This is a genomic window from Celeribacter arenosi, from assembly GCF_039539485.1.
GTDB lineage: Bacteria > Pseudomonadota > Alphaproteobacteria > Rhodobacterales > Rhodobacteraceae > Celeribacter > Celeribacter arenosi.
Genome location: NZ_BAABDF010000007.1, coordinates 507887 through 532413, shown reverse-complemented (window position 1 = coordinate 532413; position 24527 = coordinate 507887). Strand labels below are relative to the sequence as shown.

Annotated in this window: 29 protein-coding genes; 16 read left to right on the top strand and 13 right to left on the bottom strand. The window is 57.4% G+C overall.

The features are described 5' to 3' along the window. Positions 1–56: 56 nt before the first annotated feature. From ABD815_RS10225 to ABD815_RS10210, 4 genes are all read left to right on the top strand, one after another. Positions 57–749, top strand: a complete 693-nt coding sequence (locus ABD815_RS10225) for a type 1 glutamine amidotransferase (RefSeq protein WP_344846939.1) — start codon at positions 57–59, stop codon at positions 747–749. After that, positions 746–2104, top strand: a complete 1359-nt coding sequence (locus tag ABD815_RS10220; protein WP_344846937.1) for a glutamine synthetase family protein — start codon at positions 746–748, stop codon at positions 2102–2104. The genes ABD815_RS10225 and ABD815_RS10220 overlap by 4 nt, the downstream gene beginning before the upstream one ends. Then, positions 2101–3405 (top strand): NAD(P)/FAD-dependent oxidoreductase, encoded by a 1305-nt coding sequence (locus tag ABD815_RS10215; protein WP_344846935.1) that lies wholly within the window; start codon positions 2101–2103, stop codon positions 3403–3405. The genes ABD815_RS10220 and ABD815_RS10215 overlap by 4 nt, the downstream gene beginning before the upstream one ends. A 127-nt stretch (positions 3406–3532) precedes the next feature. Continuing rightward, a complete protein-coding gene (locus ABD815_RS10210; protein WP_344846933.1) occupies positions 3533–4738 on the top strand; it encodes a DegT/DnrJ/EryC1/StrS family aminotransferase in 1206 nt (401 codons plus the stop codon). Between the two features lie 45 nt (positions 4739–4783). Here ABD815_RS10210 and ABD815_RS10205 read toward each other — a convergent pair whose 3' ends face one another. Beyond that, positions 4784–5731, bottom strand: a complete 948-nt coding sequence (locus ABD815_RS10205) for a LysR family transcriptional regulator (RefSeq protein WP_344846931.1) — start codon at positions 5729–5731, stop codon at positions 4784–4786. A 121-nt stretch (positions 5732–5852) separates the two neighbouring features. Between ABD815_RS10205 and ABD815_RS10200 the strand changes: the two genes are divergently transcribed. Then, positions 5853–7211: an aminotransferase gene (locus ABD815_RS10200; RefSeq protein ID WP_344846929.1), complete on the top strand. Its 1359-nt coding sequence runs from the start codon at positions 5853–5855 to the stop codon at positions 7209–7211. An 81-nt stretch (positions 7212–7292) separates the two neighbouring features. Here the strand turns inward: ABD815_RS10200 and phaR are convergent, their stop codons facing one another. From phaR to phaC, 3 genes are all read right to left on the bottom strand, one after another. Continuing rightward, positions 7293–7832 carry a polyhydroxyalkanoate synthesis repressor PhaR gene (gene phaR, locus ABD815_RS10195; protein ID WP_344846927.1) on the bottom strand — a complete coding sequence of 180 codons (540 nt, stop codon included), beginning with the start codon at positions 7830–7832 and terminating at the stop codon, positions 7293–7295. A gap of 148 nt (positions 7833–7980) precedes the next feature. Further along, positions 7981–8448 (bottom strand): phasin family protein, encoded by a 468-nt coding sequence (locus tag ABD815_RS10190; RefSeq protein WP_344846924.1) that lies wholly within the window; start codon positions 8446–8448, stop codon positions 7981–7983. A 148-nt stretch (positions 8449–8596) separates the two neighbouring features. After that, positions 8597–10390 (bottom strand): class I poly(R)-hydroxyalkanoic acid synthase, encoded by a 1794-nt coding sequence (gene phaC, locus ABD815_RS10185; protein ID WP_344846922.1) that lies wholly within the window; start codon positions 10388–10390, stop codon positions 8597–8599. A gap of 144 nt (positions 10391–10534) precedes the next feature. Between phaC and phaZ the strand changes: the two genes are divergently transcribed. Next, positions 10535–11818, top strand: a complete 1284-nt coding sequence (phaZ, locus tag ABD815_RS10180) for a polyhydroxyalkanoate depolymerase (protein ID WP_344846920.1) — start codon at positions 10535–10537, stop codon at positions 11816–11818. A 1-nt stretch (position 11819) separates the two neighbouring features. Here the strand turns inward: phaZ and ABD815_RS10175 are convergent, their stop codons facing one another. Together ABD815_RS10175 and ABD815_RS10170 are read right to left on the bottom strand one after the other, a co-directional pair. After that, a complete protein-coding gene (locus tag ABD815_RS10175; protein ID WP_344846918.1) occupies positions 11820–12533 on the bottom strand; it encodes an alpha/beta fold hydrolase in 714 nt (237 codons plus the stop codon). 135 nt (positions 12534–12668) lie between these two features. Then, on the bottom strand, positions 12669–13412 hold the full coding sequence (locus tag ABD815_RS10170; protein WP_344846916.1) for an alpha/beta hydrolase: 744 nt from the start codon (positions 13410–13412) through the stop codon (positions 12669–12671). Between the two features lie 92 nt (positions 13413–13504). Here ABD815_RS10170 and ABD815_RS10165 point away from each other — a divergent pair, with 92 nt between their 5' ends. The 6 genes from ABD815_RS10165 (at position 13505) to ABD815_RS10140 (ending at position 18662) form a co-directional block, all read left to right on the top strand. Further along, the gene (locus ABD815_RS10165) at positions 13505–13903 is read left to right on the top strand and encodes a VOC family protein (protein ID WP_344846914.1); all 399 of its coding nucleotides are present in this window, start codon (positions 13505–13507) and stop codon (positions 13901–13903) included. An 88-nt stretch (positions 13904–13991) separates the two neighbouring features. Beyond that, the gene (gene thrS / locus ABD815_RS10160) at positions 13992–15941 is read left to right on the top strand and encodes a threonine--tRNA ligase (protein WP_344846912.1); all 1950 of its coding nucleotides are present in this window, start codon (positions 13992–13994) and stop codon (positions 15939–15941) included. A 214-nt stretch (positions 15942–16155) separates the two neighbouring features. Then, positions 16156–16458 (top strand): BufA1 family periplasmic bufferin-type metallophore, encoded by a 303-nt coding sequence (locus ABD815_RS10155; RefSeq protein ID WP_344846910.1) that lies wholly within the window; start codon positions 16156–16158, stop codon positions 16456–16458. Between the two features lie 80 nt (positions 16459–16538). After that, the gene (bufB, locus tag ABD815_RS10150) at positions 16539–17399 is read left to right on the top strand and encodes an MNIO family bufferin maturase (protein ID WP_344846908.1); all 861 of its coding nucleotides are present in this window, start codon (positions 16539–16541) and stop codon (positions 17397–17399) included. Then, positions 17396–18118, top strand: coding sequence for an HvfC/BufC family peptide modification chaperone (locus ABD815_RS10145; protein ID WP_344846906.1), 723 nt, complete (start codon positions 17396–17398; stop codon positions 18116–18118). Before bufB ends, ABD815_RS10145 begins: the two co-directional genes overlap by 4 nt. A 1-nt stretch (position 18119) precedes the next feature. Continuing rightward, positions 18120–18662, top strand: a complete 543-nt coding sequence (locus tag ABD815_RS10140; RefSeq protein WP_344846904.1) for a DoxX family protein — start codon at positions 18120–18122, stop codon at positions 18660–18662. Here the strand turns inward: ABD815_RS10140 and ABD815_RS10135 are convergent. After that, positions 18638–18952, bottom strand: coding sequence for an arsenate reductase family protein (locus ABD815_RS10135; RefSeq protein WP_344848602.1), 315 nt, complete (start codon positions 18950–18952; stop codon positions 18638–18640). The genes ABD815_RS10140 and ABD815_RS10135 overlap by 25 nt on opposite strands. A gap of 258 nt (positions 18953–19210) precedes the next feature. Here ABD815_RS10135 and ABD815_RS10130 point away from each other — a divergent pair, with 258 nt between their 5' ends. Together ABD815_RS10130 and ABD815_RS10125 are read left to right on the top strand one after the other, a co-directional pair. Then, the gene (locus tag ABD815_RS10130; RefSeq protein ID WP_344846902.1) at positions 19211–19417 is read left to right on the top strand and encodes a cold-shock protein; all 207 of its coding nucleotides are present in this window, start codon (positions 19211–19213) and stop codon (positions 19415–19417) included. A 64-nt stretch (positions 19418–19481) separates the two neighbouring features. Further along, a complete protein-coding gene (locus tag ABD815_RS10125; RefSeq protein WP_344846901.1) occupies positions 19482–20117 on the top strand; it encodes an SGNH/GDSL hydrolase family protein in 636 nt (211 codons plus the stop codon). On the opposite strand, the gene ABD815_RS10120 is transcribed toward ABD815_RS10125, so the two are convergent. The 4 genes from ABD815_RS10120 to ABD815_RS10105 form a co-directional block, all read right to left on the bottom strand. Then, positions 20114–20416: a hypothetical protein gene (locus ABD815_RS10120; protein WP_344846899.1), complete on the bottom strand. Its 303-nt coding sequence runs from the start codon at positions 20414–20416 to the stop codon at positions 20114–20116. The two genes, ABD815_RS10125 and ABD815_RS10120, sit on opposite strands and share 4 nt — an antisense overlap. A gap of 70 nt (positions 20417–20486) precedes the next feature. Continuing rightward, positions 20487–20888 (bottom strand): DUF2177 family protein, encoded by a 402-nt coding sequence (locus ABD815_RS10115; RefSeq protein WP_344846897.1) that lies wholly within the window; start codon positions 20886–20888, stop codon positions 20487–20489. A 113-nt stretch (positions 20889–21001) separates the two neighbouring features. Next, a complete protein-coding gene (locus tag ABD815_RS10110) occupies positions 21002–21478 on the bottom strand; it encodes a dihydrofolate reductase (protein WP_344846895.1) in 477 nt (158 codons plus the stop codon). Beyond that, the gene (locus tag ABD815_RS10105) at positions 21478–22272 is read right to left on the bottom strand and encodes a thymidylate synthase (RefSeq protein ID WP_344846893.1); all 795 of its coding nucleotides are present in this window, start codon (positions 22270–22272) and stop codon (positions 21478–21480) included. The genes ABD815_RS10110 and ABD815_RS10105 overlap by 1 nt, the downstream gene beginning before the upstream one ends. Positions 22273–22430: 158 nt before the next feature. On the opposite strand from ABD815_RS10105, the gene ABD815_RS10100 reads away from it, so the two are divergent. Together ABD815_RS10100 and ABD815_RS10095 are read left to right on the top strand one after the other, a co-directional pair. Further along, positions 22431–22853: a VOC family protein gene (locus ABD815_RS10100; RefSeq protein WP_344846892.1), complete on the top strand. Its 423-nt coding sequence runs from the start codon at positions 22431–22433 to the stop codon at positions 22851–22853. A gap of 4 nt (positions 22854–22857) precedes the next feature. Then, positions 22858–23616 carry a DUF1194 domain-containing protein gene (locus ABD815_RS10095; RefSeq protein ID WP_344846890.1) on the top strand — a complete coding sequence of 253 codons (759 nt, stop codon included), beginning with the start codon at positions 22858–22860 and terminating at the stop codon, positions 23614–23616. On the opposite strand, the gene ABD815_RS10090 is transcribed toward ABD815_RS10095, so the two are convergent. Further along, the gene (locus ABD815_RS10090; RefSeq protein WP_344846889.1) at positions 23610–24107 is read right to left on the bottom strand and encodes a MarR family winged helix-turn-helix transcriptional regulator; all 498 of its coding nucleotides are present in this window, start codon (positions 24105–24107) and stop codon (positions 23610–23612) included. The genes ABD815_RS10095 and ABD815_RS10090 overlap by 7 nt on opposite strands. 99 nt (positions 24108–24206) lie before the next feature. After that, a complete protein-coding gene (locus ABD815_RS10085; protein ID WP_344846887.1) occupies positions 24207–24482 on the bottom strand; it encodes a succinate dehydrogenase assembly factor 2 in 276 nt (91 codons plus the stop codon). Positions 24483–24527: the final 45 nt, after the last annotated feature.

The following is a 24527-nucleotide window of genomic DNA, read 5'->3' as shown; positions in this document are numbered from 1 at the left end:
CCTTGTGAGGGCGCTCGCAAAGGGATAGCTTCGACCCGTTCCAATCGCGGTGGCATATGAAAATCGGGATTCTGCAAACGGGTTACCCACCCGATCCGGTAAAGGATAAACACGGGTCATTCGACGTCATGTTCCAAAGGCTCCTCGAGCCTCATGGTTTCACTTTTCAGACATGGAACGTGGTCGACATGCAATTCCCTGATGGGCCCGAGGCGGCTGACGGCTGGTTGATTACCGGCTCTCGTCATGGTGCCTACGAGGACCATCCATTCATCCCGCCTCTGGAGGATTTCATCCGCACGGTTCAGGGCTCTGGGCGGCGCATGGTGGGTATCTGTTTTGGCCACCAGATCGTAGCGCAGGCGCTCGGCGGGCGGGTTGAGAAATTCGCGGGCGGCTGGGCCGTGGGTCGACGAACGTATGATTTCACCGCACTCGGTGATGTGCACCTCAATGCATGGCATCAGGATCAGGTTGTCACCCTGCCCGAAGGGGCCGAAGTCATTGGAACCAATGATTTTTGCGCCAACGCCGCGCTCGTTTACGGCGATAGCATCCTGACGGTGCAGGCACACCCCGAACTGTCCAACCCGATTATCGCCGACTATCTGGCGGTGCGCGGCGATGACCCGATGTACCCGCGCGACATGATCGCGCAGGCTTTGCAAGACAACACCAAGCCAACGGATGAGATCCGCGTTGCAGCGCTTCTCGCAGACTTCCTCAAAAATGGGCAGGGGGCCCTATGACGATGGATTTCATCGACACTCTGCCTGAACCGGCACGGGCATATCTGGACGGGCGGAAACTCGATGAAGTCGAGTGTATCGTTGCCGATCTCGCCGGTGTGGCACGGGGCAAAGCGATGCCGGCTGCGAAGTTTGCCAAACAGAGCCATTTCTACCTGCCCAACTCGATCTTTCAGCAGACGATTACAGGCGATTGGGTCACGGATGCGGATGCGCCCTTCACCGAACCGGACATGGTTCTAACGCCCGATTTCACGACGGCCTGTGCCGCGCCATGGACCGCTGATTTTACGGTGCAGGTGATCCACGATGCGCACGATCAAACGGGGGCGCCTGTCCCTGTTGCGCCGCGAAATGTGTTGCGCCGGATCGTTGATCTCTACCATCAGCAAGGGTGGGAGCCGATCGTCGCGCCGGAAATGGAATTCTTCCTCGTTGCCCGCAACATCGACCCCAATCAACCGGTTGAACCCCCGATGGGACGTTCCGGTCGTCGCGCCGCCCAACGTCAGGCCTATTCAATGTCTGCGGTCGACGAATACGGCCCCGTCATCGACGACATTTATGATTTTGCCGAGGCGATGGGCCTCGAAATCGACGGCATTCTTCAAGAGGGCGGTGCAGGTCAAATCGAGATGAACTTGCGCCATGGCGATCCGGTGCGTCTGGCTGACGAAATGTTCTATTTCAAACGGATGATCCGTGAAGCCGCCATGCGCCATGATTGTTTCGCGACATTCATGGCAAAACCGATTCAGGACGAACCGGGGTCTGCGATGCACATCCACCATTCCGTGGTGGACCGGAGCACGGGCCAAAACATATTCGCCGACGAAAACGGCGTGGATAGCGCGGCGTTCCACCACTTCATCGCGGGCATGCAAAACCATCTGGCGGCGACAATCGCGATCCACGCGCCCTATGTGAACTCCTATCGCCGCTACGTGCGCGATTTCGCGGCGCCCATTAACCTTGAATGGGGCCGCGACAACCGCACCACCGGATTGCGCGTGCCGGTGTCGGGCCCCGAAGCCCGCCGGATCGAAAACCGCATTCCGGGCATGGATGTGAACCCCTATCTGTCGATTGCGGCCTCATTGGCCTGTGGGTATCTGGGACTGATGGAGCGGCGAGAGCCGCGCGCGGAATATGTCGGTGACGCCTATGACTCGGCCGACGGCATTCCCGAAACCTTGTCCGGAGCGCTCGACCTGCTTGAACAATCCAGCGCCATTCAGGAGGTTCTGGGCCGCGATTTCTGCCGCATTTACACAACCGTGAAACGCGCCGAAAACGATGCCTACCTCCAAGTCATTTCTCCCTGGGAACGCGAGCATCTCCTGCTGAACGTATGAACCTGCTTTATTCCAATGACCGTCGCGGGACCTACCCGCCGAGTTGGTACGCAGCGACGGCCAGCATGCTCGATCCCCTCCCCGAGTTGAAGGGCGAACAACACGCCGACGTTTGTGTTGTTGGCGCGGGATACACGGGGCTATCTGCAGCACTCCATCTGGCTCAAAAGGGCCTCGATGTCGTGGTGGTAGACGCCCAACGCGTCGGGTTCGGCGCCTCGGGGAGAAACGGCGGGCACGTTGGCACAGGGTTCAACCTCGAACCTTGGACGCTCGAAAAACTCGTCGGCGAACAAAATGCGCGCCGCCTTTGGGACTTCTCCGAAGAGGGAAAGGCTCTGACCCGATCCCTGATAGAGGCGCACGCGCCGGATGCGCACCTGCGCGACGGGATTGCCCATGCGCAATGGAAAGCCTCCGGTGTGGCCGACTACCACAAGCTCGTGGATTGGCTCGCAGAGACCTATGGCTACGAAAAGGGCGAGAAACTCGACCGGGACGCGATGCAGGCACTGGTCAAATCGCCGCGGTATCAAGGCGGCATTGTCGATTGGGGATCCGCCCATATCCACCCTTTGAACTACGTGCTCGGCCTCGCGCGTGCCTGCCTCGCGGCTGGTGTTCGCCTTCACGAACTCAGCCCGGTGCACAAGGTTGACGGAGGTAGCAATCCCGTCGTGCGCTGTGATCGCGGGTTTGTTCATTGCTCGCATGTGGTATTGGCCACAAATGGCTATGGCGGCCGCCTGAATGCGAAAGTCGCGGCGCGGGTTATGCCGATTAACAACTTCATGGTCGCAACCGAGCCCTTGGGCGAACGCGCCGCGGATGTGCTCTCCAAAGAGGTGGCCGTCGACGACAGCAAGTTTGTTGTGAACTATTTCCATCTCTCACCGGACAAACGCCTGATCTTTGGGGGTGGCGAAAGCTATGGATACAAATTCCCTGCCGACATTGCCGCAAAAGTCAGACCACGGATGGAAAACCTGTTTCCACAACTCCAAGGGGTCAAGATCGACTACGCGTGGGGCGGGACCTTAGCCATCACAATGACACGCATGCCCTACCTGACGCGGCCTGCACCCAATGTCTGGTCGTCCTCCGGCTATTCCGGTTACGGGGTTTCGCTGTCGGGCTTCTGCGGAAAACTGATGGCAGAGGCCATCGCGGGCGAAACAGAACGTTTTGACCTGTTCTCGAATACGCCGGCAATGCGTTTTCCCGGGGGCGCGCGCACGCGTCAGGGACTGCTGGCAATTGCGATGACATGGTACTCGCTACGCGACAAGTTGGGTATCTGAGCGCGCGACACACCCCATAGTGTGACAGATTTGCGAATTTTCGCCTGTGAGAGCTCGTGGGAGTGGATTTTCGCGCCGAGCTTCTTTACAGTTAAATCGAAAAGAGAATTCCGAAAAGGTGAATGTAATGTCCTTAGGCCCAAACGTTTATGACGCCGAACCGATCCCTCAGTCCGCGCGTGCCGAGATTGAGCGTTTGTTGGCGACGGGTGATCTGTTCCGTTACACCGCCTCTGAAAACGCACCCGTTACCCTTTTGGAGCGCGAATTCGCAGCGATGCTAGGGGTGAAATACGCTGTGGCTGTTTCATCTTGCTCTGCAGCAATCTTTTTGTCGCTGAAGGCGCTCGACCTGCCCCGTGACACCAAGGTGCTGATCCCCGCCTTTACCTTTGCGGCTGTTCCCTCCTCGGTCGTGCATGCGGAATGCATTCCGGTTCTTGTCGAATGTGGCGACAACTACCGCGTCGACATGGACGATTTCGAGGCCAAGCTGACGGACGAAGTCGGGGCGGTTATCATTTCGCACATGCGCGGGCACACGTCCGACATGGATGCAATCATGGCGCTTTGCGATGCGCACGGCGTGCCCGTGGTCGAAGACGCCGCACATTCGCTCGGAACTGAATGGGGCGGTCGTAAAATCGGCACGATCGGCAAAATCGGCTGCTTCTCCTTCCAGTCCTACAAACTGCTGAATGGCGGCGAAGGCGGCATCCTGATCACCAATGATGAAGACGTCATTGCGCGCGCCGTCATCATGTCCGGCGCCTATGAGCACAACTGGCAGAAACACAATGGCGCGGGCTCGGATGCTTTGGCGGCGGCCTTTGCCCGCTGGCAGAACCAACTGCCGCTCTACAACCAGCGACTGTCGAACCTCTCGGCCGCCGTCGTGCGCCCGCAGATCAGCGAAGTGCCCCGCCGCGTTCTTGATGGTCGGCGCAACCACGATTATGTCGCCGCAAAGCTCGAAGCGTCCCGTTTCCTGACCGTTCCTGCGAAACTGGGACCGGAAGAACGTGCGCCCGACAGCCTGCAATTCAATCTCGTGGACTTTTCGCGCGAAGAAGCGCTCGCATTTCAAGGCGCGGCCAAAACGCGCGGCGTATCGGTTCAGGTCTTTGGCCTGTCGACTGACAATGCGCGCGCCTTCTGGAACTGGGAATTCCTCGGGGAAACGCCGGATCTTCCAAAAACCCGCGAGATGCTGTCGAAAGCCTGTGATACACGCCTGCCCGCGCGTCTCCAGCAGCCTGATCTGGACTTCATCGCAGAGGCTCTTTTGGCCGCAGCCGAAGAAGTCAAAGGCGTCAAAATCGCGGCCGAGTGAAGCTAACTAATTCTGATTTAAAAGCCGCCCTTCGAGGCGGCTTTTTCAGTTCAGGACCTGAAGACGCCCTTTGAGAAACGGGCTCTGTGCGAGCAAGGGTTTGACTACCTGCTCATCCAAGAGCGGGCGCAGATGGGCCGAAATCTCCTGGGCCATTTCCTGTACTCCATCGCGGCGAATTGTCAGCACGATGCGGCGCGACAAGGGCGCGACGGGTAGCGCAATGACTTCGATATCTTCTGCATACCGCCCCGCGTTCAACACGCCGAGAGCTGACAGGATGGTCCACCCTGCCCCGCCAGCAACCATCGCCAAAATGGCGCGATAGCTGTCCATTTCGAACCGCCCCGTCAGGTGCATCCCTTCACGGGCGAGATGTTCGGCCAATACGCGCCCCATGGCATGACGACGGGTGTATTGGATCAAAGGCAACGATTCTACCGCGTCCTTGTTGCCCTTGGGCACCACCGCGACGAAAGGGTCGTCGAGGAGCGCGTGCTGTTCCATCCATGCCGCAGGCGTGCCGAAATCGGCCGCGACAATCACATCGAGCGCGCGGTTTTCCAAACGGTCAATCAGGCGGTGGGACGGGCCTGTTTCCAATTCGAACTGGGTCGAGGTGAGTGTGCCTGCCATCGTGGCGATCAAACTCGGTGTCACCGTGGTTTCGAAATCTTCAACCATTCCGAGCCGCAGTTGCGCCAATTGGCTCAAATCCAGGCCTGCGATTTCCGAGCGCACGCTGGCCGCTTCGAGCAATATAGACTGTGCACGCCGCCGCAACACGCGCCCTGCAGGCGTGAGTGTCATCGGTCTTTCGCGCCGGTTTAGCAGTTCCGCGCCAAGGGCGGTTTCGAGGTTGGAAATCTGTTGGGAAATGGCCGAAGGTGACGCGCCGAGACGTTTGGCGGCCGCCGACACGGAACCTTCTTCGGCGGCGGTCAAAAAGACCTCCACACCCCAAAGTGTCAACTTGCCGACCTTGTCGCTCATACCACTTCCCTATGCCTGTCATTGGCCAAGCTAGGCGGCTTTGCCCGCCCTGTCACGCCCGCTCTTGCGGGGGATCAAGCGGCGAGATAGCGTGATGGCCTTACATCTCGGAGTTCGCCAAATGACTACCCCGCAAAGCTGGGACGCCCGCGCCAAAGCGGCCACCTTTTTCGGTTTTACAGACCTGCCATCCATCAATGAACGGGGCACGGTTATCATCACCCATGGCGAGGGGCCGTACATCATTGATACCGAAGGACGGCGTTATCTGGATGCCAATTCCGGCCTGTGGAATATTGTTGCAGGCTTCGATCACGAAGGGCTGACCCGCGCCGCGCAAGAACAGTATGCGCGCTTTCCAGGTTACCACGCCTTCTTTGGTCGTATGTCGGATCAGGCGGTCTTGCTGTCGGAGAAACTGGTCGAGATCTCGCCGTTCGAGAGCGGCAAGGTTTTCTACACAAACTCGGGGTCCGAGGCGAACGACACCATGGTGAAAATGCTGTGGTTCATGCATGCCGCCGAGGGAAATCCGCAAAAGCGAAAGATTATCACCCGCAAGAATGCCTACCACGGCGTGACGGCAATTTCCGCCTCTATGACAGGGAAACCGTACAACAGCGTGTTCGGATTGCCATTGGACGGCTTCGTCCACCTGTCATGCCCGCACTATTGGCGCGAGGGGCGCGATGGAGAAACAGAGGCCGAATTTACCGCCCGCATGGGCGCCGAGCTCGAAGAGGTTATTGCGCGAGAAGGTGCGGACACAATCGCAGGATTCTTTGCGGAACCCATCATGGGTGCAGGCGGCGTGATCCCGCCCTCGGACGGCTATTTCGACACCATCATTCCGATTTTGCGCAAACATGGCATTCCGGTGATTTCGGACGAAGTCATTTGCGGTCTCGGTCGCACGGGCGAAATGTGGGGCTGCGAGACATATGGATTTACGCCGGATGTTATTATCTCGTCCAAGGCACTGACTGCCGGTTTTTTCCCGATGGGCGCGATCATCCTCGGCCCCGAAATCTCCGACCGCCTCCAACGCGCCACGGATGCCATCGAAGAGTTCCCGCACGGGTTCACCGCCTCTGGCCACCCTGTGGGATGCGCAATTGCACTCAAGGCGATCGAGGTGATCGAGGGAGGCCTCCTCGACAACGTGCGGCGTCTCACCCCTGCGTTCGAGGCCGGATTGCAGCGTCTGTCACAGATGGACAACATCGGCGAATGGCGCGGCAAGGGCCTCATGGGCGCATTGGAAGCCGTTAAGGACAAGGCCACGAAGACGCCATTTGACGGGTCTCTGTCGGTGTCCGAACGGATCGCCAATACCTGCACCGATCATGGCCTGATTTGTCGCCCGCTCGGGCAATCCATCGTGTTGGCACCACCCTTCATCGCGACCGATGCGCATCTCGAGGAGATGTTCGACAAACTCGAGGCGGCGCTGAAGAAAGTGTTCTCCGAAGTCGCATAAACAAAGGCGCCGGATGACCGGCGCCTTTTCATTTTCTGTTCTGTTAGATTGGCCGACCCAATGCGCGCCGCGCAATGCGGGCTACTGCAGCTTCGATAGTTTATCTTGCAGGTCGGCCAGTTGCTTTTTTATGGAAGCGAGATCTTCCTTTTCCGGTTCGTCGTCTTCTTCACGACTTGGGCCGGACCAATTTCCGGCCATTCCGCCAGTCATCGCTTTCAGGAATGCTTCTTGCTGCGCTTGCATGGCTTCAAAACCCGGAAGCTTTCCCCCAAAGCCATCCAACATTTTGGCCTGCCCTTCTCGGAACATCTCAAAGCTCTGCGCGAGGAATTGCGGCACTGCGGATGAGACCTCAGTGGTGTAACTACGCACGAGATCGGTGAGCACGTTGAGCGGCAGGACATTTTCACCGCGCGACTCATGTTCGGCAATGATTTGGAGTAGATACTGGCGCGTTAGATCATCGCCAGATTTAAGATCGACGATCTGGACTTCCCGTCCATCCCGAATGAAACCTGAAATGTCTTCTAGCGTCACATAGTCAGACGTCTCTGTGTTGTAGAGACGTCGTGATGCGTAACGTTTGATGAGCAGTGGTCCGTTCTTATCGGCGGCCATTCGGCTCCCTCCCCTTTGCTGGTGCAGAAAAAAGCCTAAGCGAGGCATAATTCAAAAGCAAAAGAAAACGGGCCCCGTGCAGGGGCCCGTCTCGCGATCCACGTTTCTAGGGAGGAGAGAAACGCAGAAGAGGTCTTTTTCGCGGCGCTTACTTAGCAGCAGCGGTCGCTTTTTTAGCAACGGCGGTCATGTCTTCGGTCGCTTTTTTAGCGGCAGCAGTCATGTCTTCGCTTACGTCTTTGCCGGTTGCGAGCATCAGTTCGATGGTTTCCATCTGAACTTTTTTCGCGACTTCAGCAAAAGCGGCCATGTGCTCGGCAGCCATTTCAGCCTGCGTGGAAGCAAACTCGGTCAGCGCTTTGGTGTAGTCGGTTGGCTCGTCTTTGACTTTGGCAACATCACCGATTTTGGCGAGCGTTGCTTTTGTCCATTTGGACGAAATCTCGGTGGATTTGTCAGCAGCTTCGATAGCAACTTTCGACATTTTTTCGCCGAAGGAAGCCTGAGTCTTGAAGGACTCTTGAAGAGCAGACATGTCCATCATTTTGGACATATCCATTGGGTAAGCGCCCATCATGTCTTTCATCAGCTTTGTGAAATCTTCAGTTTTAGCCATGGTACATTCTCCTGCAACCAGTGTTGATTTGACGAACGTCCGTCCCATCGGCCGTTGTCCTTCTTGTCTGGTAGGAATATGAATGCTGCGGCGCAGAAAATCAAGTAAAAAAATGCTGCAGCGCAGAAAAACCAAAGTTTCCAGTCTATCAGATACTTACAACTGCCTTTACGTAAGTTCCGGGTGCATCCGCGAGGGTTTCGTGCCCCGAATCGCCCGGATGGCGGGCGGGAATCATCGCGCCTGACCGCTTTTTGAGCCACGCTTCCCACCGCGGCCACCACGATCCTTCATTGAAATCGGCAGTCTCTTTCCATTCCTGCGCAGGCAGGGTCAGGTCCGGATTCGTATAGTGTCCGTACTTCTTTTTCGACGGTGGATTCACGATCCCCGCAATGTGACCGGACTCGGAGAGGATAAAGGTTTTGTCCTTTGACCCCATCTTTTGCACGCCGGTATAGGATGCATCCCATGCGGCAATATGATCGGTCTCGCACCCGATGGCGCATAGAGGCACGCTCACCTGATCAAGGGTGACTTTGGTCCCGCAGATCGGAAAGCCCTTGGACGACAACTCGTTACGCTGACACAACCCGCGCAGGTATTCGATTGCCATTTTCCCCGGCAGATTTGTCGAGTCTTCGTTCCAGAACAACAAATCAAATGCAGGGGGCGCCTCGCCCATCATGTAGGATCGGATCGCCGGTTTATAGATCAAGTCATTGGAGCGCAGATACGAAAAGGTGCGCGACATATAGAGTGATTGCATGACGCCCACGCGCTCGGCCTCTGCGGCGATACCGTCGACAAAATCATCGTCCAGAAACACACCGACCTCACCCTGATCGGAGAAGTCCGTCAGCGTCGTGAAAAACGTGGCCGACTTAACGGAGGTGTTTTTACGCTGCTTCATCAGGCCGAGCGTGATCGACAATGTCGTCCCCGCGATGCAGTAACCGACGGCGTTCACCTTGGGTTCGCCGGTGATCGCCTTCACCTCTTCGATCGCCGTGAGATACCCGTCCTCAACGTAATCATCCATGCCGACGTCGGCATAGCTTTGATCGGGGTTAACCCATGACACCACGAAGAGCGTGTAGCCCTGATCCACCACCCATTTGATGAAGGAGTTCTTTTCTTTCAGGTCGAGAATGTAGAATTTGTTGATCCACGGCGGGAAGATGATCAATGGCGTTTTGTGCACCTTTTCGGTGGTCGGCGCATATTGGATGAGTTCCAGCATGCGGTTGCGAAAAACGACGGACCCTTTGGTGGTCCCCAGATTTTTCCCGACCTCAAAGGCATCCTTATCGGCGAGCCGGACAATCACTTCGCCGTTGTGATCCTCCATATCCCGCACGAGGTTTTCAAGGCCGCGCACGAGGCTCTCGCCGTCGGTATCAATTGCCTGCTGCAAAGCGTCGGGATTGGTCGCGAGGAAATTGGTCGGTGCCATCATATCGACGATCTGGCGGGTGAAATAGTCGACCCGTTTACGTTCTTTCTCGTCGAGCCCTTCGAGATCGCCAACGGCCCGTTCCACTGCCTCGGCGTTCATCATGTATTGTTGTTTGAGAAAGTTGAAATAGGGGTTCGTTTCCCAAACCGGATTGTTAAAACGCCCGTCACTGGGGGTTGTGTCTGTCGGCGGGCGAAAGTCGCCATGGGACAACCGATGTTGGGCGTCCACGTAGTGTTTGAGCGTTTTGCCCCAATATCCGACCTGATGCTCCACAATCTTGGCGGGATTGTTCATCATCTCGGCCATATACGCGCTGGCGGCCTTCATGAAGAGATCCTGACTGGGCCCCTGTAACGCCGTGGGGGTCGGCTTTTTGCGCGCCATGGCTGCCACGAGTCGGGCTGAAAGCTCTTCGATCTTGCCGATGTTCTCGTTTAACTTGTCCAAATCGGGGTTTTCGCGTCCCTCGTCCTGCGCCATCTCGCCACCTCCCCCTATTTTGCACTTGCAGCATTTTAATATGCTGTAAGAATAATATCTGATACGATAACGATAGAGTACGGCATAGAAAAGATGCCGTTAGCGCGACCACCGGTGGCGGCGCGCAAAAGTCGGGAGACAAAGATGCGCTACATGGCCACATACGACTTCATGGAAACCCTGCGGACCACCAACCAATGGCTCGGGGCAACGGCTCAGGCAATTGGCTCATATCCTGCGGTGGCGATGATGCCCAATCCGGCCTTTCAATGGCTGGCGGCATGGGGTGAGGTTACGGAGCGGTCGTTCTCGCGCATGGTCACAAAACCCGACTGGGGTATCTATTCGGTCGTTGGCGAAGACGGGCGCGACCACATCGTCGAAGTCGATGTCGAAGTCTCCAAACCGTTCGGCGACCTGATCCATTTCAAGGTGCAGGGCCGCAAAGAAATGCCCCGCAAGGTGCTGCTCGTGGCGCCGATGTCTGGTCATTACGCAACTCTGTTGCGCTCGACTGTTGTCTCGCTCCTGCCCGATTGCGAACTCTACATCACAGACTGGCACAATGCGCGCGACATCCCGGTGTCCGAGGGCAAGTTCGACGTCGAGGATTATACCCTCTACCTCGTCGATTTCATGAAGCACCTCGGCCCGCAAACGCATGTGATCGCCGTGTGCCAACCCGCGCCGCTTACGCTGGCGGCGACCGCCTACCTTGCGGGCGAAGATCCAAAGGCTCAGCCGCGCTCGCTGACATTGATCGGCGGGCCGATTGATCCCGATGCGACCCCGACCGATGTGACCGATTTCGGCAATCGCGTCACTATGGGCCAGCTCGAGCAAAGCATGATTCAACGCGTTGGCTTCAAATACAAAGGGGTCGGCCGCAAAGTCTATCCGGGCCTGCTGCAACTGTCGTCTTTCATCGCGATGAACGCCGACAAACACACCAAGGCATTCTCCGACCAGGTGAACCGCGTCGCAAAGGGCGAAGCGAGCGAGCACGACAAGCACAACAAGTTCTACGACGAATATCTCGCGGTCATGGACATGACAGCGGAATTCTATCTCTCGACCGTGGATCGTGTGTTCCAGCGTCGTGAGATTGCCGAGAACATGTTCGAAGTCGATGGCAAAATGGTCGATATCGGCGCGATTACGGATGTTGCGGTAAAGACAGTTGAAGGCGAGAATGACGACATTTCCGCGCCCGGTCAATGTGTTGCGGCACTCGACCTCCTCACTGGTCTTCCCGACAACTTGAAGGCATCGCACCTCGAACCAGGCGCTGGTCATTATGGAATTTTCGCAGGCCGAAGCTGGCGCAATAACATCCGCCCCTTGGTTCTCGAATTTATTGATGCCAATTCCGGCCCCCGACTGGTCGCGGACAGTGAGGTCGCCAAGCCGAAGAAGGCTGCGGGCTAACCTAGGTCAAAACGAGAGTTGATGTCGTATCGAGCCAGTTGCGCAACGCGCGCGACACGCTCATCGGCGCCTCGAGCATGGGCAAATGCCCTGCCTTTTCAATCACCATGACCTGCGCGCGCGGCATGAGTTGGGCGATAAAATCCTGTCGACGTGGGGGGCAAATCGTGTCCGCCGCGCCTCCAATGATCAAAGCCGGAACACGCGCGCGCCGCAAAATGCTTTGCACATCCGGACGCCGTTGCATCAGGCGCGATTGCGCAAGGTAGGCGTCCACACCTTTGGCCAGTGCAATATCAATCCAGTAGTCCCGGATTGCATTCCGGTTCGGCCCTGCGAAAAGCGCCGAGGTCGGCATATCTTCGATCAATGCCTCGCCCAGCCTGCCTGTTCTGGCCTTGATCATGCGCGGTTCGCGTGCGGCCGCTGCGGGCGGTGGTTCGGCCTGCGCGCTAGCACAGATGAGCGCGAGCCCTGTAACCCGGTCAGGCGCGCGACGAAAAACTTCTGTTGCGACCGTGGCACCGAGGTCATGACCTGCGAGCGCAAAACGGGGCGGCGCTCCGGCGAGCACAGCGGTTGCCATCGCATCGAGGTCGCCCCCCTGCAAGGGCATGGCCATGACCGCCCGATCCGCGCTCAGATCCGCGATTTGATCGGTAAAAACGCGACCATCAGCCATGAAACCTGGCAAGAAAACGAGAGCATCCGACATGTTGCACCACCCTGACGCCTAGATTGCCACACCGGCCCAAGCGGTCAAGCGAGGCCTGTTCCCTACCCCACAAAAATATCGGGTTGTGACAAGTATACGGACATTATCTGCGCAGAATGCACGCAGATTGTTGGTTTAGGCCTTGGCCAGTACCTCGAAAATAGCGGCCTCGACGAGCTGCAGACATTCCGGCGTCGAAAATGAATGGTCAGCTCCCTTCACGATCGTCAGATGGATATCATCACCAACGGCATGGTCGATCAGCCGAAGAGGCACCGCCAAATCCACTGAACTATCTGACGTGCCTTGCAGGAACCGCGCCGGAAACGGCAATTTCAGCGGTTTGCGCAGCACCAGATTTCGACGCCCGTCTTCGATAAGGCGGCGGGTTATCGGATAGGGTGCATCGTAATCCGATGGCACCATGACGACCCCGTCTTCCATCAACTGCTGGCGCGCAGCAGGCGAGAACCCCGACCAAAACGCGTCTTCAGTGAAATCAGGCGCCGCCGCGATCCCGACAAGCCCCGCAATGCGTTCAGGCATGCGACCCGCAAGCAGTAAGGATATCCAGCCCCCCATCGACGAGCCGACGAGAACTTGGGGCCCCTCGGTCAGCGCCGTGATGGCGGCCGCGGCGTCTTCGGCCCAGTCGCCGATACACCCATCCTCAAATGCGCCACCGCTCTGGCCGTGACCCGAGTAATCGAAACGCAGGAACGGGCGCCCCTGCAGTTGCGCCCAGGATTCGAGAGCCGTGGCCTTGGTCCCCTCCATGTCCGACATGAACCCACCCAAAAACACCACACCAATGCCTTCGCCATGGGTGCGGTGGTAGGCAATGCGGCGGCCCTGAGGGGTTTCCATTGTGTCGGTCATCACATGCTCCTCGATTTACGCACATTGGGTAGCGGGTCCATGCGGGCTTGGCAATCACCGCGTGCACTGGGAAAATCTGCTGCGGAGGCACCATGTCAAACGCCACACAAGACGCTCTTAAACGGGCCACGATCAACGGTTTCCATCACGTCGCCATATTGGCGCGCAATCTCGAATGCGCAGTCGAATTCTATGGTGTCACTCTCGGACTTCCGGCTTTGCCACTCCCGCCTGATCTCGAGGCCTGCGTGTGCTGGTTCGATCTCGGGGATGGCAACCAGTTGCATGTCATGAAGGGCGAACCATCGCCGGACGGGCGCGCACATCTCGCGCTTGAGGTCAGCTCCGCGCAGGCCTGGCGCGACTACCTCACGCATCAGGAAATCGAGTTTTACGAGCCCGACCTTCAGATCCCGGGAAAAGCGCGAATATTCACGACCGACCCCTGTGGAAACCTCATCGAATTGACGGAAGCACCCGAGAGGCGTTGACAATTACGGCTACGAGCGGGAAAAAGCGCGCACGACATACCCGCAACCGGGCGTTCCGTGGGCGCCAAACTGACGAGGAGAGCCAGATATGGCCCCCATTTCCCTTACCTTTCCCGATGGCAACAAACGTGAATTCGAAGCTGGTGTAACAGCAGCGGAGGTCGCCTCCGATATTTCGACATCACTGGCGAAAAAAGCCATCTCGGCAACAGTGAACGGCGCGCATTGGGACCTTCAATGGCCGATCGATGCGGACGCCGATATCGCGATCCACACGATGCAGGATGACGAACAAGCGCTCGAACTGATCCGCCACGACCTTGCCCACATCATGGCCCGCGCGGTTCAGGAACTTTGGCCCGACGTCAAAGTGACTATCGGGCCGGTTATTGCCAACGGCTGGTACTACGACTTTGACCGCGCCGAGCCGTTCACACCCGAAGATCTGGGTGCAATCGAGGCGAAGATGAAGGACATCATCAACGCCCGCGACGCCGTGCGCACCGAGGTCTGGAGCCGCGCCGACGCCATCGCGCATTATGAGAAAACCGGCGAGAACTATAAGGTCGAACTGGTCAACGCCATTCCCGACGACGGTCAACCCATCCGCATGTATTGGCACGGTGACTGGCAGGATCTCTGTCGTGGCCCGCATTTGCAGCACACCGGACAAGTACCCGCCGACGGCTTCAAGCTCATGAGCGTTGCCGGTGCCTATTGGCGTGGCGACAGCAACCGCGAAATGTTGCAACGGATTTACGGCGTCGGGTTCAAGAACCGCAACGATCTAAAGGCCCATTTGACGATGCTGGAGGAGGCCGCCAAGCGCGACCACCGCAAACTCGGCCGTGAAATGGAGTTGTTCCATTTTCAGGAAGAAGCACCCGGCATGGTGTTCTGGCACCCGAACGGCTGGACGATCTACCGCGCGCTTGAAGACTATATGCGCCGCAAATTGACCGCCGCAGGATACAAGGAAATCAAAACGCCACAGGTTGTGGATCGCAAACTCTGGGAAGCCTCCGGCCACTGGGACAAATACCGCGAAAACATGTTCATCACCGAGGTGGACGAAGAACACGCGAACGAAAAACGCGTGAATGCGCTGAAACCTATGAATTGCCCATGCCATGTACAGGTGTTCAATCAGGGTTTGAAAAGCTACCGCGATCTCCCGTTGCGATTGGCAGAGTTCGGGTCGTGTCACCGCTATGAGGCCCATGGCGCGCTGCACGGGTTGATGCGCGTGCGCGGCTTTACGCAGGATGACGCCCATATTTTCTGCACCGAGGACCAGATCGCCGACGAATGCGCGCGCTTTATCGCGTTGTTGTCGGATATCTATCGCGACACCGGCTTTACGAAGTTCGATATCAAACTGTCGACACGTCCCGACGTGCGGATCGGGTCCGATGAACAGTGGGACAAGGCCGAAACCGCGCTCGAGCAGGCGATCCTGACGGTGCGCAACGATTTTGAAATCGATCCCGGTGAAGGCGCATTCTACGGGCCGAAACTCGACTTCAAACTGACCGACGCAATCGGTCGTGAATGGCAATGCGGCACCTTCCAAGCCGACTTCCAGCTGCCCGAGCGATTGGACGCCAGCTACATCGCGGCGGACGGCGACAAACACCGTCCGGTGATGTTGCACCGTGCAATTTTGGGTTCGTTCGAGCGTTTCATTGGCATTCTGATCGAAAACTATGCGGGCAAACTGCCCTTCTGGCTTGCCCCGCGTCAGGTGGTCGTGGCTTCGATCGTCTCCGACGCTGATGACTACGTCGCCGAAGTGGTCGAAACACTGATCGCGGCAGGGATCCGTGCCGAGGCTGACACCCGCAACGAAAAGATCAACTACAAGGTTCGCGAGCACTCATTGGGCAAAGTCCCGGTCATTCTGGCCGTTGGTGGACGCGAGGTCGAAGACAAAACTGTTTCAGTCCGACGTCTTGGAGAGAAACAAACCTCAGTAGTCACCCTCGACGAGATTGTTGAAACGCTGAAACAGGAAGCTCTGGCACCCGACCTGAAATAATCACCTAAGCTATTGTAAAAAAATATAAAACGCCCTCACCATGAGGGCGTTTTTGCATTTTGGGTGCCCAATCAACTCACAATCCCGTATGTTACAGGCCATGACAGGCGCGCGACAACACGCGCCCGTGAGTGGTAAGTGAGCGGCAACCTGTCGCAGGGTTGGTCCACCGCCTCCGAGGCGGAGAAACGCATGATCCATAGGGAGACACACGATGTCCAAACACACAAAATCACTCGCCATTGCTGGCGCCCTCGCTGCTGCACTTTCCGCGCACGCCACCACAGCAACTGCTCAAGAGCAGGAAAAATGCTTCGGTGTTTCGCTGGCCGGTGAAAATGATTGCGCTGCTGGACCGGGCACGACCTGTGCGGGCACATCCAAAGTTGATTACCAAGGTAACGCTTGGTCTCTCGTTCCTGCCGGCACCTGTGCCGATATCGAGCTTCCAGCAATGGCTGATGGCTCCGCACGCATGGGCGCGCTTGAAGCTCTCGAACGCGACATGCCGATGTAAGGCGAAACGCGCCACCAAAAACGGTTCGGCGGAGACGTTTTCGCCGAACCACCTTCGTTCACATAACGCGAGTGAGTGCCATGTTTGATCACATTGCTGGTCTGCCAAAGTCCACTGGCGTTGGCTACAAGGCCCAACATTTCACCGACATCCTCAACGACGCGCGCCCGGTTGAATGGCTCGAAGTTCACGCCGAGAACTATATGGGTGACGGCGGCCGTCCGATCGCACAGCTGCGTGCGCTAAGCGACAGATTTCCGATCTCGGTCCACGGTGTGGGCCTGTCAATCGGTGGCGAAGGGGACCTCGATCCAGACCATCTTGCGCGGCTGAAGCATCTTGTGGACTGGCTGAACCCGGCCTCGTTTTCCGAACATCTGGCGTGGTCCACGCATGACATTCCCGGGGCCTCGGCCTACTACAACGACCTCCTGCCCCTGCCTTACACCGACGAGACCCTTACACGCGTATGCGAACATGTCGAAACCGTGCAAAATGCCCTTGGCCGTCGGATGCTGCTTGAAAACCCGTCTTCATACCTCGCCTTCACCGAGAGCACTTGGGACGAAGTCGCGTTTTTGCGCGAGGTCGTGCGCAGGACCGGTTGCGGCCTATTGCTCGATGTAAACAACGTGTTTGTGTCCGCCATTAATCTGGCGACCGATCCTATTTCCTATATCGATGCCTTCCCTCTCGAAGCCGTTGGAGAAATCCATCTTGGCGGCCACGAAGAGGATGAAGACGACCATGGCAAACCCCTGTTGATCGATAGCCACGGGCGCGAAGTCGCGGATCCGGTGTGGGCGCTTTATGAACACACCATTTCGCGCAGCGGCGCAAAGCCGACGCTCATTGAATGGGACAATGATGTGCCCCAATGGGCGGAACTTTCCGCCGAAGCGTCCCGCGCCGCCCGCATACTCGATGCAGTTACTGCATGAACGCCGCTGAGTTCATATTCGCGACACTCGATCCGGCCGCACCCGTGCCGGACGGCATTGTTGGCGCGCAGGGCGAACCAACCACGAAACGTTTCAACGTGTATCGCAATAATGTCGTGGTGGGATTGAAGGATGCACTAAAGTCCGGCTTTCCCGCGGTCACTGCACTGGTCGGAGAGGACTTCTTTGACGCGATGGCGGGTGCATTCGTGCGTGAATACCCTCCAAGATCGCCCTTCATGCCCCTTTACGGCGATGCGTTTGCGGAGTTCATCGCAGGCTTTGCTCCCGCGGCATCCCTGCCCTACCTCGCCGATGTCGCCCGGTTGGAATATGCACTTCGCGTGGCCTACCATGCCGCCGATGCAACTGCGGTGAGTGCAGAGACACTGGCCGACCCGAAGGCCCTGACGCGGGCTGTCAAGCTGGCACCTGCCCTCGCCTGCGTGACCAGTGCCTATCCAGTGACGGCTATTCATCGCGCCGCTCTGGGCGGGTCAAAACCGGTTGGCGGCGCCGAGGATGTGGTGATCACCCGTCCGGGCTTTGATCCAATGGCGACGGCATTTCCGGCAGGCACGGCGGATGTCATCCGAGCTTTGCGGGATGGGAAATCACTGCAGGATGCGGCCTCTCTCGCGCCGGACCGATTGGATTTGACTGCATTTTTGGGCTGCCTCGTGTCAGGCGGCGCCATCGTACATCTGGAGGAAACCTGACATGCGCGCCATTCTCGATCGGATTGACCGGAGCGCCGTTGCAATCCTGCCCCTGCTCGCACGCCTGATTTTTGCCGGCGTCTTACTGCGCTATTTTTGGGCCTCTGCCGCGACAAAACTGGACGGAATTTTCACACCCTCGCTCGGAGCCTACGCGCAGATATTCCCGCGCCAGATGGAGGCAGCGGGTTATGACGTGAGCCAGTTCGGGGCGCTTCACTGGGTCGTCGTGATGGCGGGAACCTACGCGGAATTTATCCTGCCCGCGTTGATCGTGCTGGGCCTCCTCACACGTTTGGCCGCGCTGGGAATGTGCGGGTTCATCGTGGTGCAATCCCTGACAGATGTGGTCGGCCACGGGGCCGATGCGACCACGGTAGGGGCATGGTTTGATCGGGCGTCCGATGCGCTAATCCTGGATCAGCGCGCGTTCTGGGTTTTCCTGATGATCACGCTGATGGGCCTCGGCGCAGGCGCGTTGTCCGTGGACCGGTTGATCCGCTCACGTCTGGGTGCGGGTTACTCCCCCGAAAGAGCCGCCTGAACGTCCTTGGCCCAACCGAGATAGAGCGTTCCGTCAACATCGATCACGGGGCGCTTCATCAACGTCGGGTAGGCCAGCATTAGATCAATTGGGGCTTTCGCCTTTTCTTCATCCGACAACCCACGCCACGTGGTAGAACGCGTATTGAGGAGCCGATCTCCGAATTCCGCGAAAAACCCGCTCAATTCGTCGCGCGTCAATGGCGTTTCACGAACATCGTGGAGGGCCACCCCAAGCGTTTTGACGGCTTTTCGGCAGGTATCGCAGGCTTTAATCCCATAAACTTTCATAGACACCGACCCCTCCACAGCCACCGAAACGGGCAATTTTTCGCCAGAATTTCCGCATATCCGCGACCGGAACGGGCAAGGACATGCATTCATAAACTTGTCTCTTGCCTTTAAATTCCGATCCCTCAAAATTCAATGTGTGACTGCTATCTATCTTGAGCGACCGCTCTTTCACGGAGCAGCTAATGGACTTGGGAGATCTGGCTGCACCGGAGGCGCCGAACGGATCGGCGTAACATACATAGGAGAAGCGGGGATATGGCAACCGGCACCGTGAAATGGTTCAATACAACAAAAGGCTATGGCTTCATCGCGCCCGACGATGGCGGAAAGGACGTATTTGTCCATATTTCCGCAGTCGAACGCGCGGGCATGACGGGTCTTGCGGATAATATGAAGATTTCCTACGAACTGCGCGAGGGCCGTGATGGCCGCGCTTCCGCGTCGGAACTTCAGGCGCTCTGAACCGCGCGACAACACTTTTTTGCGGCTCCCGCTACGGGGGCCGTTTTTAATGGGAGGTTACGCCATGCCGACATTGCTTTGTTTCGGAGACAGCAACACGTGGGGCGCGGTCCCGATGGTTGATCGTGACGCCCCCGAACCGCGCATGACGCGCCGTTGGCCGGTCGTTGCGGGCGAAGCGCTGGGTTGGACGGTCATCGAAGAAGGTCTGCCGGGGCGCACGACCACGCGGCCCTGCCCCGTTATGGGGCCCCATATGGACGGGCGCATCGGGTTGTTCATCGCTCTTGAAAGCCACGGGCCGATTGATGCGCTCGCCATCATGCTCGGCACAAACGACTTCAAAGCCCATTTTGACATGACAGCAGAGGATGTCGCACGTGGCGCAGCTCTGTTGCTGGACATCGCCCTCTCAGATGAAATGCAGTCTCGCCATGCTGGGTTTGAACCCTTCCTCATCGCGCCGCCGCGCCCGTTTGAAGCCGGCGTTTTCACAGAAGAGTTCGCAGGCGCCGGAGAAAAGGCGACGGGCCTAGCCGACCTCTATGCCAAAGTTGCCAGCGAACGAGACGTCGCATTTTTTGACGCAGGCTCTGTGATTTCCTGTGACCCGGTTGATGGCATCCATTTTGGCGCGCAGGCCCATGTAACATTGGGGACTGCTGTGGCTGACTTCATCACATCGGAATTGGCGGACTAACCCGCCGTTGCAGGCGCAGCCTCCCACGCGTCGCCCATCGCCAAAATGCAGCTTTTGCCATCGGCATAGGTCTGGACCAGCGTCCAGTCACCGGTGGTCGGGTTTGACCAAATCTCGAGTGTCGCCTCTCGATCCCTTATGCCTGATCCCACTTGGACGGCTCCGAATTGAACGGTGAGTTTGCGCCGAATTTCTCCGCGGTCTGCGCAGAAAACCTCGGCAATCGGACCGGAGGCGAGCGCCGGGAGAGAGTTGAAAAGGAGCGCCGGAACCAATCCGGCCAGAAAGCGCGTCTTCATCCCCTGATTGTAACACATTTATGAAATTCGGGCTACGGCGATGGCTCGGATCAAAAGACCTGTGGATAAGTCAGTGGACCACTCGGGTGATTGCGAGACCGATAACGGCCGATGATCCCGTCAGAATTGCCCCCCACGCCACATCGACCGCAACCATCGACGGATGCCAGCGATCCAGCACTGCGTAGTTCGTGAATTCGTAGGTTCCATAGGCCATTAGGCCCAACAACGCGCCTTTAAAGAGAGTCGAAGCCAATGTCCCGTCACCTTGCAAGGCGGGCAAGGAAACGAAGAACAAAACCCCGGCCACATAGAAAAGATAGAAAATTGCGGCTGCCGTGACGCGAAAGTCATCCAAGAGCCAATCGCCCAAATGGGACTCGAAAATCGGTCGCATGACAAGCCGCAGGAAGACGGCATCAATGCCGAGAAAGACCACGGCGGTTGAAAGATAGAGCGTGATGAGCTGCATGTTCGCCTCCTTTATTGCCTTGTTTACGTGGCAAACACCATTTTGGATCAGAGACGACTTGCCACGACCTTAGCCTGTGGACAATTTGACGTTAGGTAATGGATTGTTTCCAGTTACGACCTAATGAGCTCGCTAACAGTTGCGGATACTTTGGAATCTTCCAAAGGAATTCGGTTAACTTCGCGCCAACCTTCGGGATCGAATTCCGGGAACCAAGTGTCGGCGTCTTCAACGACGAGGTCGACCTCGGTCAGCAATAGCCGGTCAGCAATCGGCATCATTGCACGATATATCCCTTCGCCCCCGATGCCGTAAATCCGAGCGCGGGCATCCGTTTTTGCGGCGTCGATTGCCGCCTCAATGGATGGCACAACAAGGTCGTGATCCACTTTTTGCGATGACACGACAATGTTGAGACGGTTTTTGAGCGGCCTCAGCGGCAAACTTTCCCAAGTGCGCCGCCCCATAATAACGGCACCGCCAGTGGTCTCGCGCATGAAAAACCGAAGATCGGCGGGCAGATGCCAAGGGATCTCGCCGTTTTTCCCGATGGCACCGGTCCGGTCGCGTGCAACAATCAGCGAAATCATCAGACGGCCACCGGCGCGCGGATCGCGGGATCGGGATCGTAGTCGAGGACTTCGATATCATCGTAGGTAAAGTCGAAAATGTTGGACACATCCGGATTGAGCCGCACGCGCGGCAGCGGCTTTGGCGTGCGCGAAAGCTGCAATTCCACCTGCTCGAGGTGGTTGGAATAGATGTGCGCATCGCCGATCGAGTGCACAAAATCACCGGGCTCATACCCCGTGACCTGCGCAAGCATCTGTAACAGGAGCGCATAGGACGCGATGTTGAAGGGCACCCCGAGGAACATGTCAGCCGAGCGCTGGTAAAGTTGCAAATGGAGTTTTCCGCCGAGAATTTTCACCTGCCACATTGTGTGACAGGGAGGGAGCGCCATGTGCGGCACATCCGCCGGGTTCCACGCGGAAACGATGAGCCGCCGCGAATCTGGAGTGTTCTTTATCGCGTGGACGAGACCGGCGATCTGATCGATCGTGCCGCGTTCACCACCTGGCCATTTGCGCCATTGATGCCCGTAAACGGGCCCGAGGTCGCCGTTTTCATCCGCCCACTCGTCCCAGATCGAGACCTTGTTGTCGCGCAGGTAGGCGATATTGGTGTCGCCGGCGAGGAACCAGAGCAATTCGTGTATAATGGAGCGAAGGTGCACTTTCTTCGTGGTAACCAGCGGGAAACCGTCGCTCAGCGGATAGCGCGCCTGAAGGCCGAAATAGGAAATTGTGCCCGTCCCGGTGCGATCGGTGGTTTTCTCGCCTTGGGCGAGGATCGTTTTGAGTTGGTCGTGGTATTGCTGCACGTGCGCCCCCGATTATTTTGCCCAAGACTAGACGCGTGTCGAACCGAATCCAAGCCAACATAGGCGCTGCCATTTTCGCAAATGTGCCGCGCGTGTCGCGGGGATGGCGGGCGGGGCAGATCGCGCTAAGGTAATGACGAAACGAACTGGAGGAAAACATGCGATATTTGCATACGATGGTGCGCGTTAAGGATCTGGAAAAGTCGATGGCCTTTTTCGAACTTCTCGGACTCAAACAGACCAAACGATACGACAATGAAGGTGGGCGTTTCAGCCTGATATTCATGGCGCCGGAGGGTCAGGAAGAGTGCCCGGTCGAGCTCACCTACAACTGGGACGGTGACGACGGTCTGCCATCGGACAGCCGCCATTTTGGCCATTTGGCCTATGAGGTCGAGGACATCTATGGCCTGTGCCAGAAACTCATGGACAATGGGGTTACGATCAATCGTCCTCCCCGTGACGGGCATATGGCCTTTGTTCGCTCGCCTGACAATATTTCCATCGAACTGCTGCAAAAAGGTGATGATTTGCCGCCTCAGGAGCCGTGGGCTTCGATGGGCAATACTGGCACTTGGTAAATCCATGGTTCGCAGGCTGATCTGTCGAGCACTTTTGGGGCTGGCGGCCTTGGCACCATTGCCATCGGTCGCCGCCGAGCAGTGCCGGCAGGCGCTCGCGCTCGGGCTGGACGTTTCAGGATCGGTTGATGCCGACGAATGGTCGCTACAAATCGAAGGGATCGCACGCGCGCTTGAAACCGAGCCCGTCCGGCGTGCGTTTTTGGCGATGGAAGGCGCGCTCGTTTATCTCATGATCTACGAATGGGCTGGCGATGCGGCCCAACGCGATCTGGTTGATTGGCGCGCGATCCGCAACGAAGGGGATTTGGACGGGGTTGCGGCAACGCTGCGCGACGTCCCGCGCCGCCCCCACGCACCTGGCACCGCCATGGGTGCTGGAATGGCCTATGGCGGAGAAAAGCTTGCACTTGTGAAAGGGTGCTGGCGTTACACGCTCGACATTTCGGCAGACGGGCGTTCAAATCTGGGCCCGAGACCGCACACTGTTAAGCTGTCACCGACGCTCGCCCATGTCACGATCAACGGTCTGGTCGTCTCGACTGGTTCGCCGCGCATTTCCGAGGCATCGCGGATGAAAGAACTCGACATGCTCGAACAATACTTTCGCGGTGCGGTCATTCAGGGACATGGTGCCTTTGTCGAAACTGCGCGTTCTTATGCGGATTACGAGGCCGCAATGACCCGCAAGCTTCTCAAAGAGCTTCAAACACTGACTGTGGGCGATCGCGGCATGGACACAGCCGCGACATCACATCAGTAAATGTAGCGAATCTGGTCGGTCCAATAGCGTTCAACCCGACGCAGTGCCGTGTTGATTTCTTCGATTCCTTCGGACGTCATGACCGACTTGCCAACCAGGCCATCGGCGTGGCGTACAAAGAGGTCTTCCACCGTGGTGCGGACATGGCGGCCTTTTTCGGTGAGTTTTACACGTACGGACCGGCGGTCAATTTCACTGCGCTGATGGTGCATGTACCCCATATCCACCAGCTTCTTGAGGTTATAGGACACGTTGGAACCCTGATAGTAACCGCGGGACTTCAATTCGCCCGCCGTCACTTCGTTCTCTCCGATGTTGAAGAGCAACAGGGCCTGAACCGCGTTGATTTCGAGAACACCAACCCGCTCGAATTCGTCTTTGATCACATCGAGCAATAGGCGATGAAGCCGCTCAACGAGACCAAGCGCCTCGAGATATTGCGTCATAAATGTGGTGTCGATCGATTTTGCGATCGCTGAATGCATACTCATCTGTCACTCCGGCTTAGGCACTTGAGACAGAATGCGTCAGATTTCCCAATATTCAGTTAAGCCAAGAAAACTTTCGGAAAATGCACCGCGCGTTGCGGGTTAACCTTTGGTCGCCCAATTGGAATGATCGGCCGCCGAGATGAGTTTTTCCAGCATGGGCGCGATGGCTGTCGGCACCTCGCGCTGGCCTGTGGCGAAGGCCAAGAGGTCCTGATCGTGCTCTTCCATCAGTAACTCGAATTCATCGAGATCCGCCACGGACATGGTCGCCAAGTGAGTGTCTGCGTAGCCGCCGATCAAGAGGTCCATTTCCTTGATCCCGCGACGCCATGCCCGGATTTTGAGACGCTTCCGGCGTGTTTCAACATCTTCCATATCAGACAGTCTCCATTTCCAACATGTTTTTGCACCCCTTCGCCC

Coding starts and splice junctions, on each gene's coding strand:
- ABD815_RS10220 (WP_344846937.1), top strand. CDS start 746: ATGACGATGGATTTCATCGACACTCTGCCTGAACCGGCACGGGCATAT.
- ABD815_RS10110 (WP_344846895.1), bottom strand. CDS start 21,478: ATGATTTCGCTGATTGTTGCACGCGACCGGACCGGTGCCATCGGGAAA.
- ABD815_RS10085 (WP_344846887.1), bottom strand. CDS start 24,482: ATGGAAGATGTTGAAACACGCCGGAAGCGTCTCAAAATCCGGGCATGG.
- ABD815_RS10170 (WP_344846916.1), bottom strand. CDS start 13,412: ATGACCGACACAATGGAAACCCCTCAGGGCCGCCGCATTGCCTACCAC.
- ABD815_RS10135 (WP_344848602.1), bottom strand. CDS start 18,952: ATGAAAGTTTATGGGATTAAAGCCTGCGATACCTGCCGAAAAGCCGTC.
- ABD815_RS10100 (WP_344846892.1), top strand. CDS start 22,431: ATGCGATATTTGCATACGATGGTGCGCGTTAAGGATCTGGAAAAGTCG.
- ABD815_RS10225 (WP_344846939.1), top strand. CDS start 57: ATGAAAATCGGGATTCTGCAAACGGGTTACCCACCCGATCCGGTAAAG.
- ABD815_RS10115 (WP_344846897.1), bottom strand. CDS start 20,888: ATGCAGCTCATCACGCTCTATCTTTCAACCGCCGTGGTCTTTCTCGGC.
- ABD815_RS10155 (WP_344846910.1), top strand. CDS start 16,156: ATGTCCAAACACACAAAATCACTCGCCATTGCTGGCGCCCTCGCTGCT.
- ABD815_RS10215 (WP_344846935.1), top strand. CDS start 2,101: ATGAACCTGCTTTATTCCAATGACCGTCGCGGGACCTACCCGCCGAGT.
- ABD815_RS10190 (WP_344846924.1), bottom strand. CDS start 8,448: ATGGCTAAAACTGAAGATTTCACAAAGCTGATGAAAGACATGATGGGC.
- ABD815_RS10140 (WP_344846904.1), top strand. CDS start 18,120: ATGCGCGCCATTCTCGATCGGATTGACCGGAGCGCCGTTGCAATCCTG.
- phaC (WP_344846922.1), bottom strand. CDS start 10,390: ATGGCGCAGGACGAGGGACGCGAAAACCCCGATTTGGACAAGTTAAAC.
- thrS (WP_344846912.1), top strand. CDS start 13,992: ATGGCCCCCATTTCCCTTACCTTTCCCGATGGCAACAAACGTGAATTC.
- ABD815_RS10125 (WP_344846901.1), top strand. CDS start 19,482: ATGCCGACATTGCTTTGTTTCGGAGACAGCAACACGTGGGGCGCGGTC.
- ABD815_RS10165 (WP_344846914.1), top strand. CDS start 13,505: ATGTCAAACGCCACACAAGACGCTCTTAAACGGGCCACGATCAACGGT.
- ABD815_RS10130 (WP_344846902.1), top strand. CDS start 19,211: ATGGCAACCGGCACCGTGAAATGGTTCAATACAACAAAAGGCTATGGC.
- ABD815_RS10205 (WP_344846931.1), bottom strand. CDS start 5,731: ATGAGCGACAAGGTCGGCAAGTTGACACTTTGGGGTGTGGAGGTCTTT.
- ABD815_RS10145 (WP_344846906.1), top strand. CDS start 17,396: ATGAACGCCGCTGAGTTCATATTCGCGACACTCGATCCGGCCGCACCC.
- phaR (WP_344846927.1), bottom strand. CDS start 7,832: ATGGCCGCCGATAAGAACGGACCACTGCTCATCAAACGTTACGCATCA.
- ABD815_RS10120 (WP_344846899.1), bottom strand. CDS start 20,416: ATGAAGACGCGCTTTCTGGCCGGATTGGTTCCGGCGCTCCTTTTCAAC.
- bufB (WP_344846908.1), top strand. CDS start 16,539: ATGTTTGATCACATTGCTGGTCTGCCAAAGTCCACTGGCGTTGGCTAC.
- ABD815_RS10090 (WP_344846889.1), bottom strand. CDS start 24,107: ATGAGTATGCATTCAGCGATCGCAAAATCGATCGACACCACATTTATG.
- ABD815_RS10200 (WP_344846929.1), top strand. CDS start 5,853: ATGACTACCCCGCAAAGCTGGGACGCCCGCGCCAAAGCGGCCACCTTT.
- ABD815_RS10210 (WP_344846933.1), top strand. CDS start 3,533: ATGTCCTTAGGCCCAAACGTTTATGACGCCGAACCGATCCCTCAGTCC.
- phaZ (WP_344846920.1), top strand. CDS start 10,535: ATGCGCTACATGGCCACATACGACTTCATGGAAACCCTGCGGACCACC.
- ABD815_RS10175 (WP_344846918.1), bottom strand. CDS start 12,533: ATGTCGGATGCTCTCGTTTTCTTGCCAGGTTTCATGGCTGATGGTCGC.
- ABD815_RS10095 (WP_344846890.1), top strand. CDS start 22,858: ATGGTTCGCAGGCTGATCTGTCGAGCACTTTTGGGGCTGGCGGCCTTG.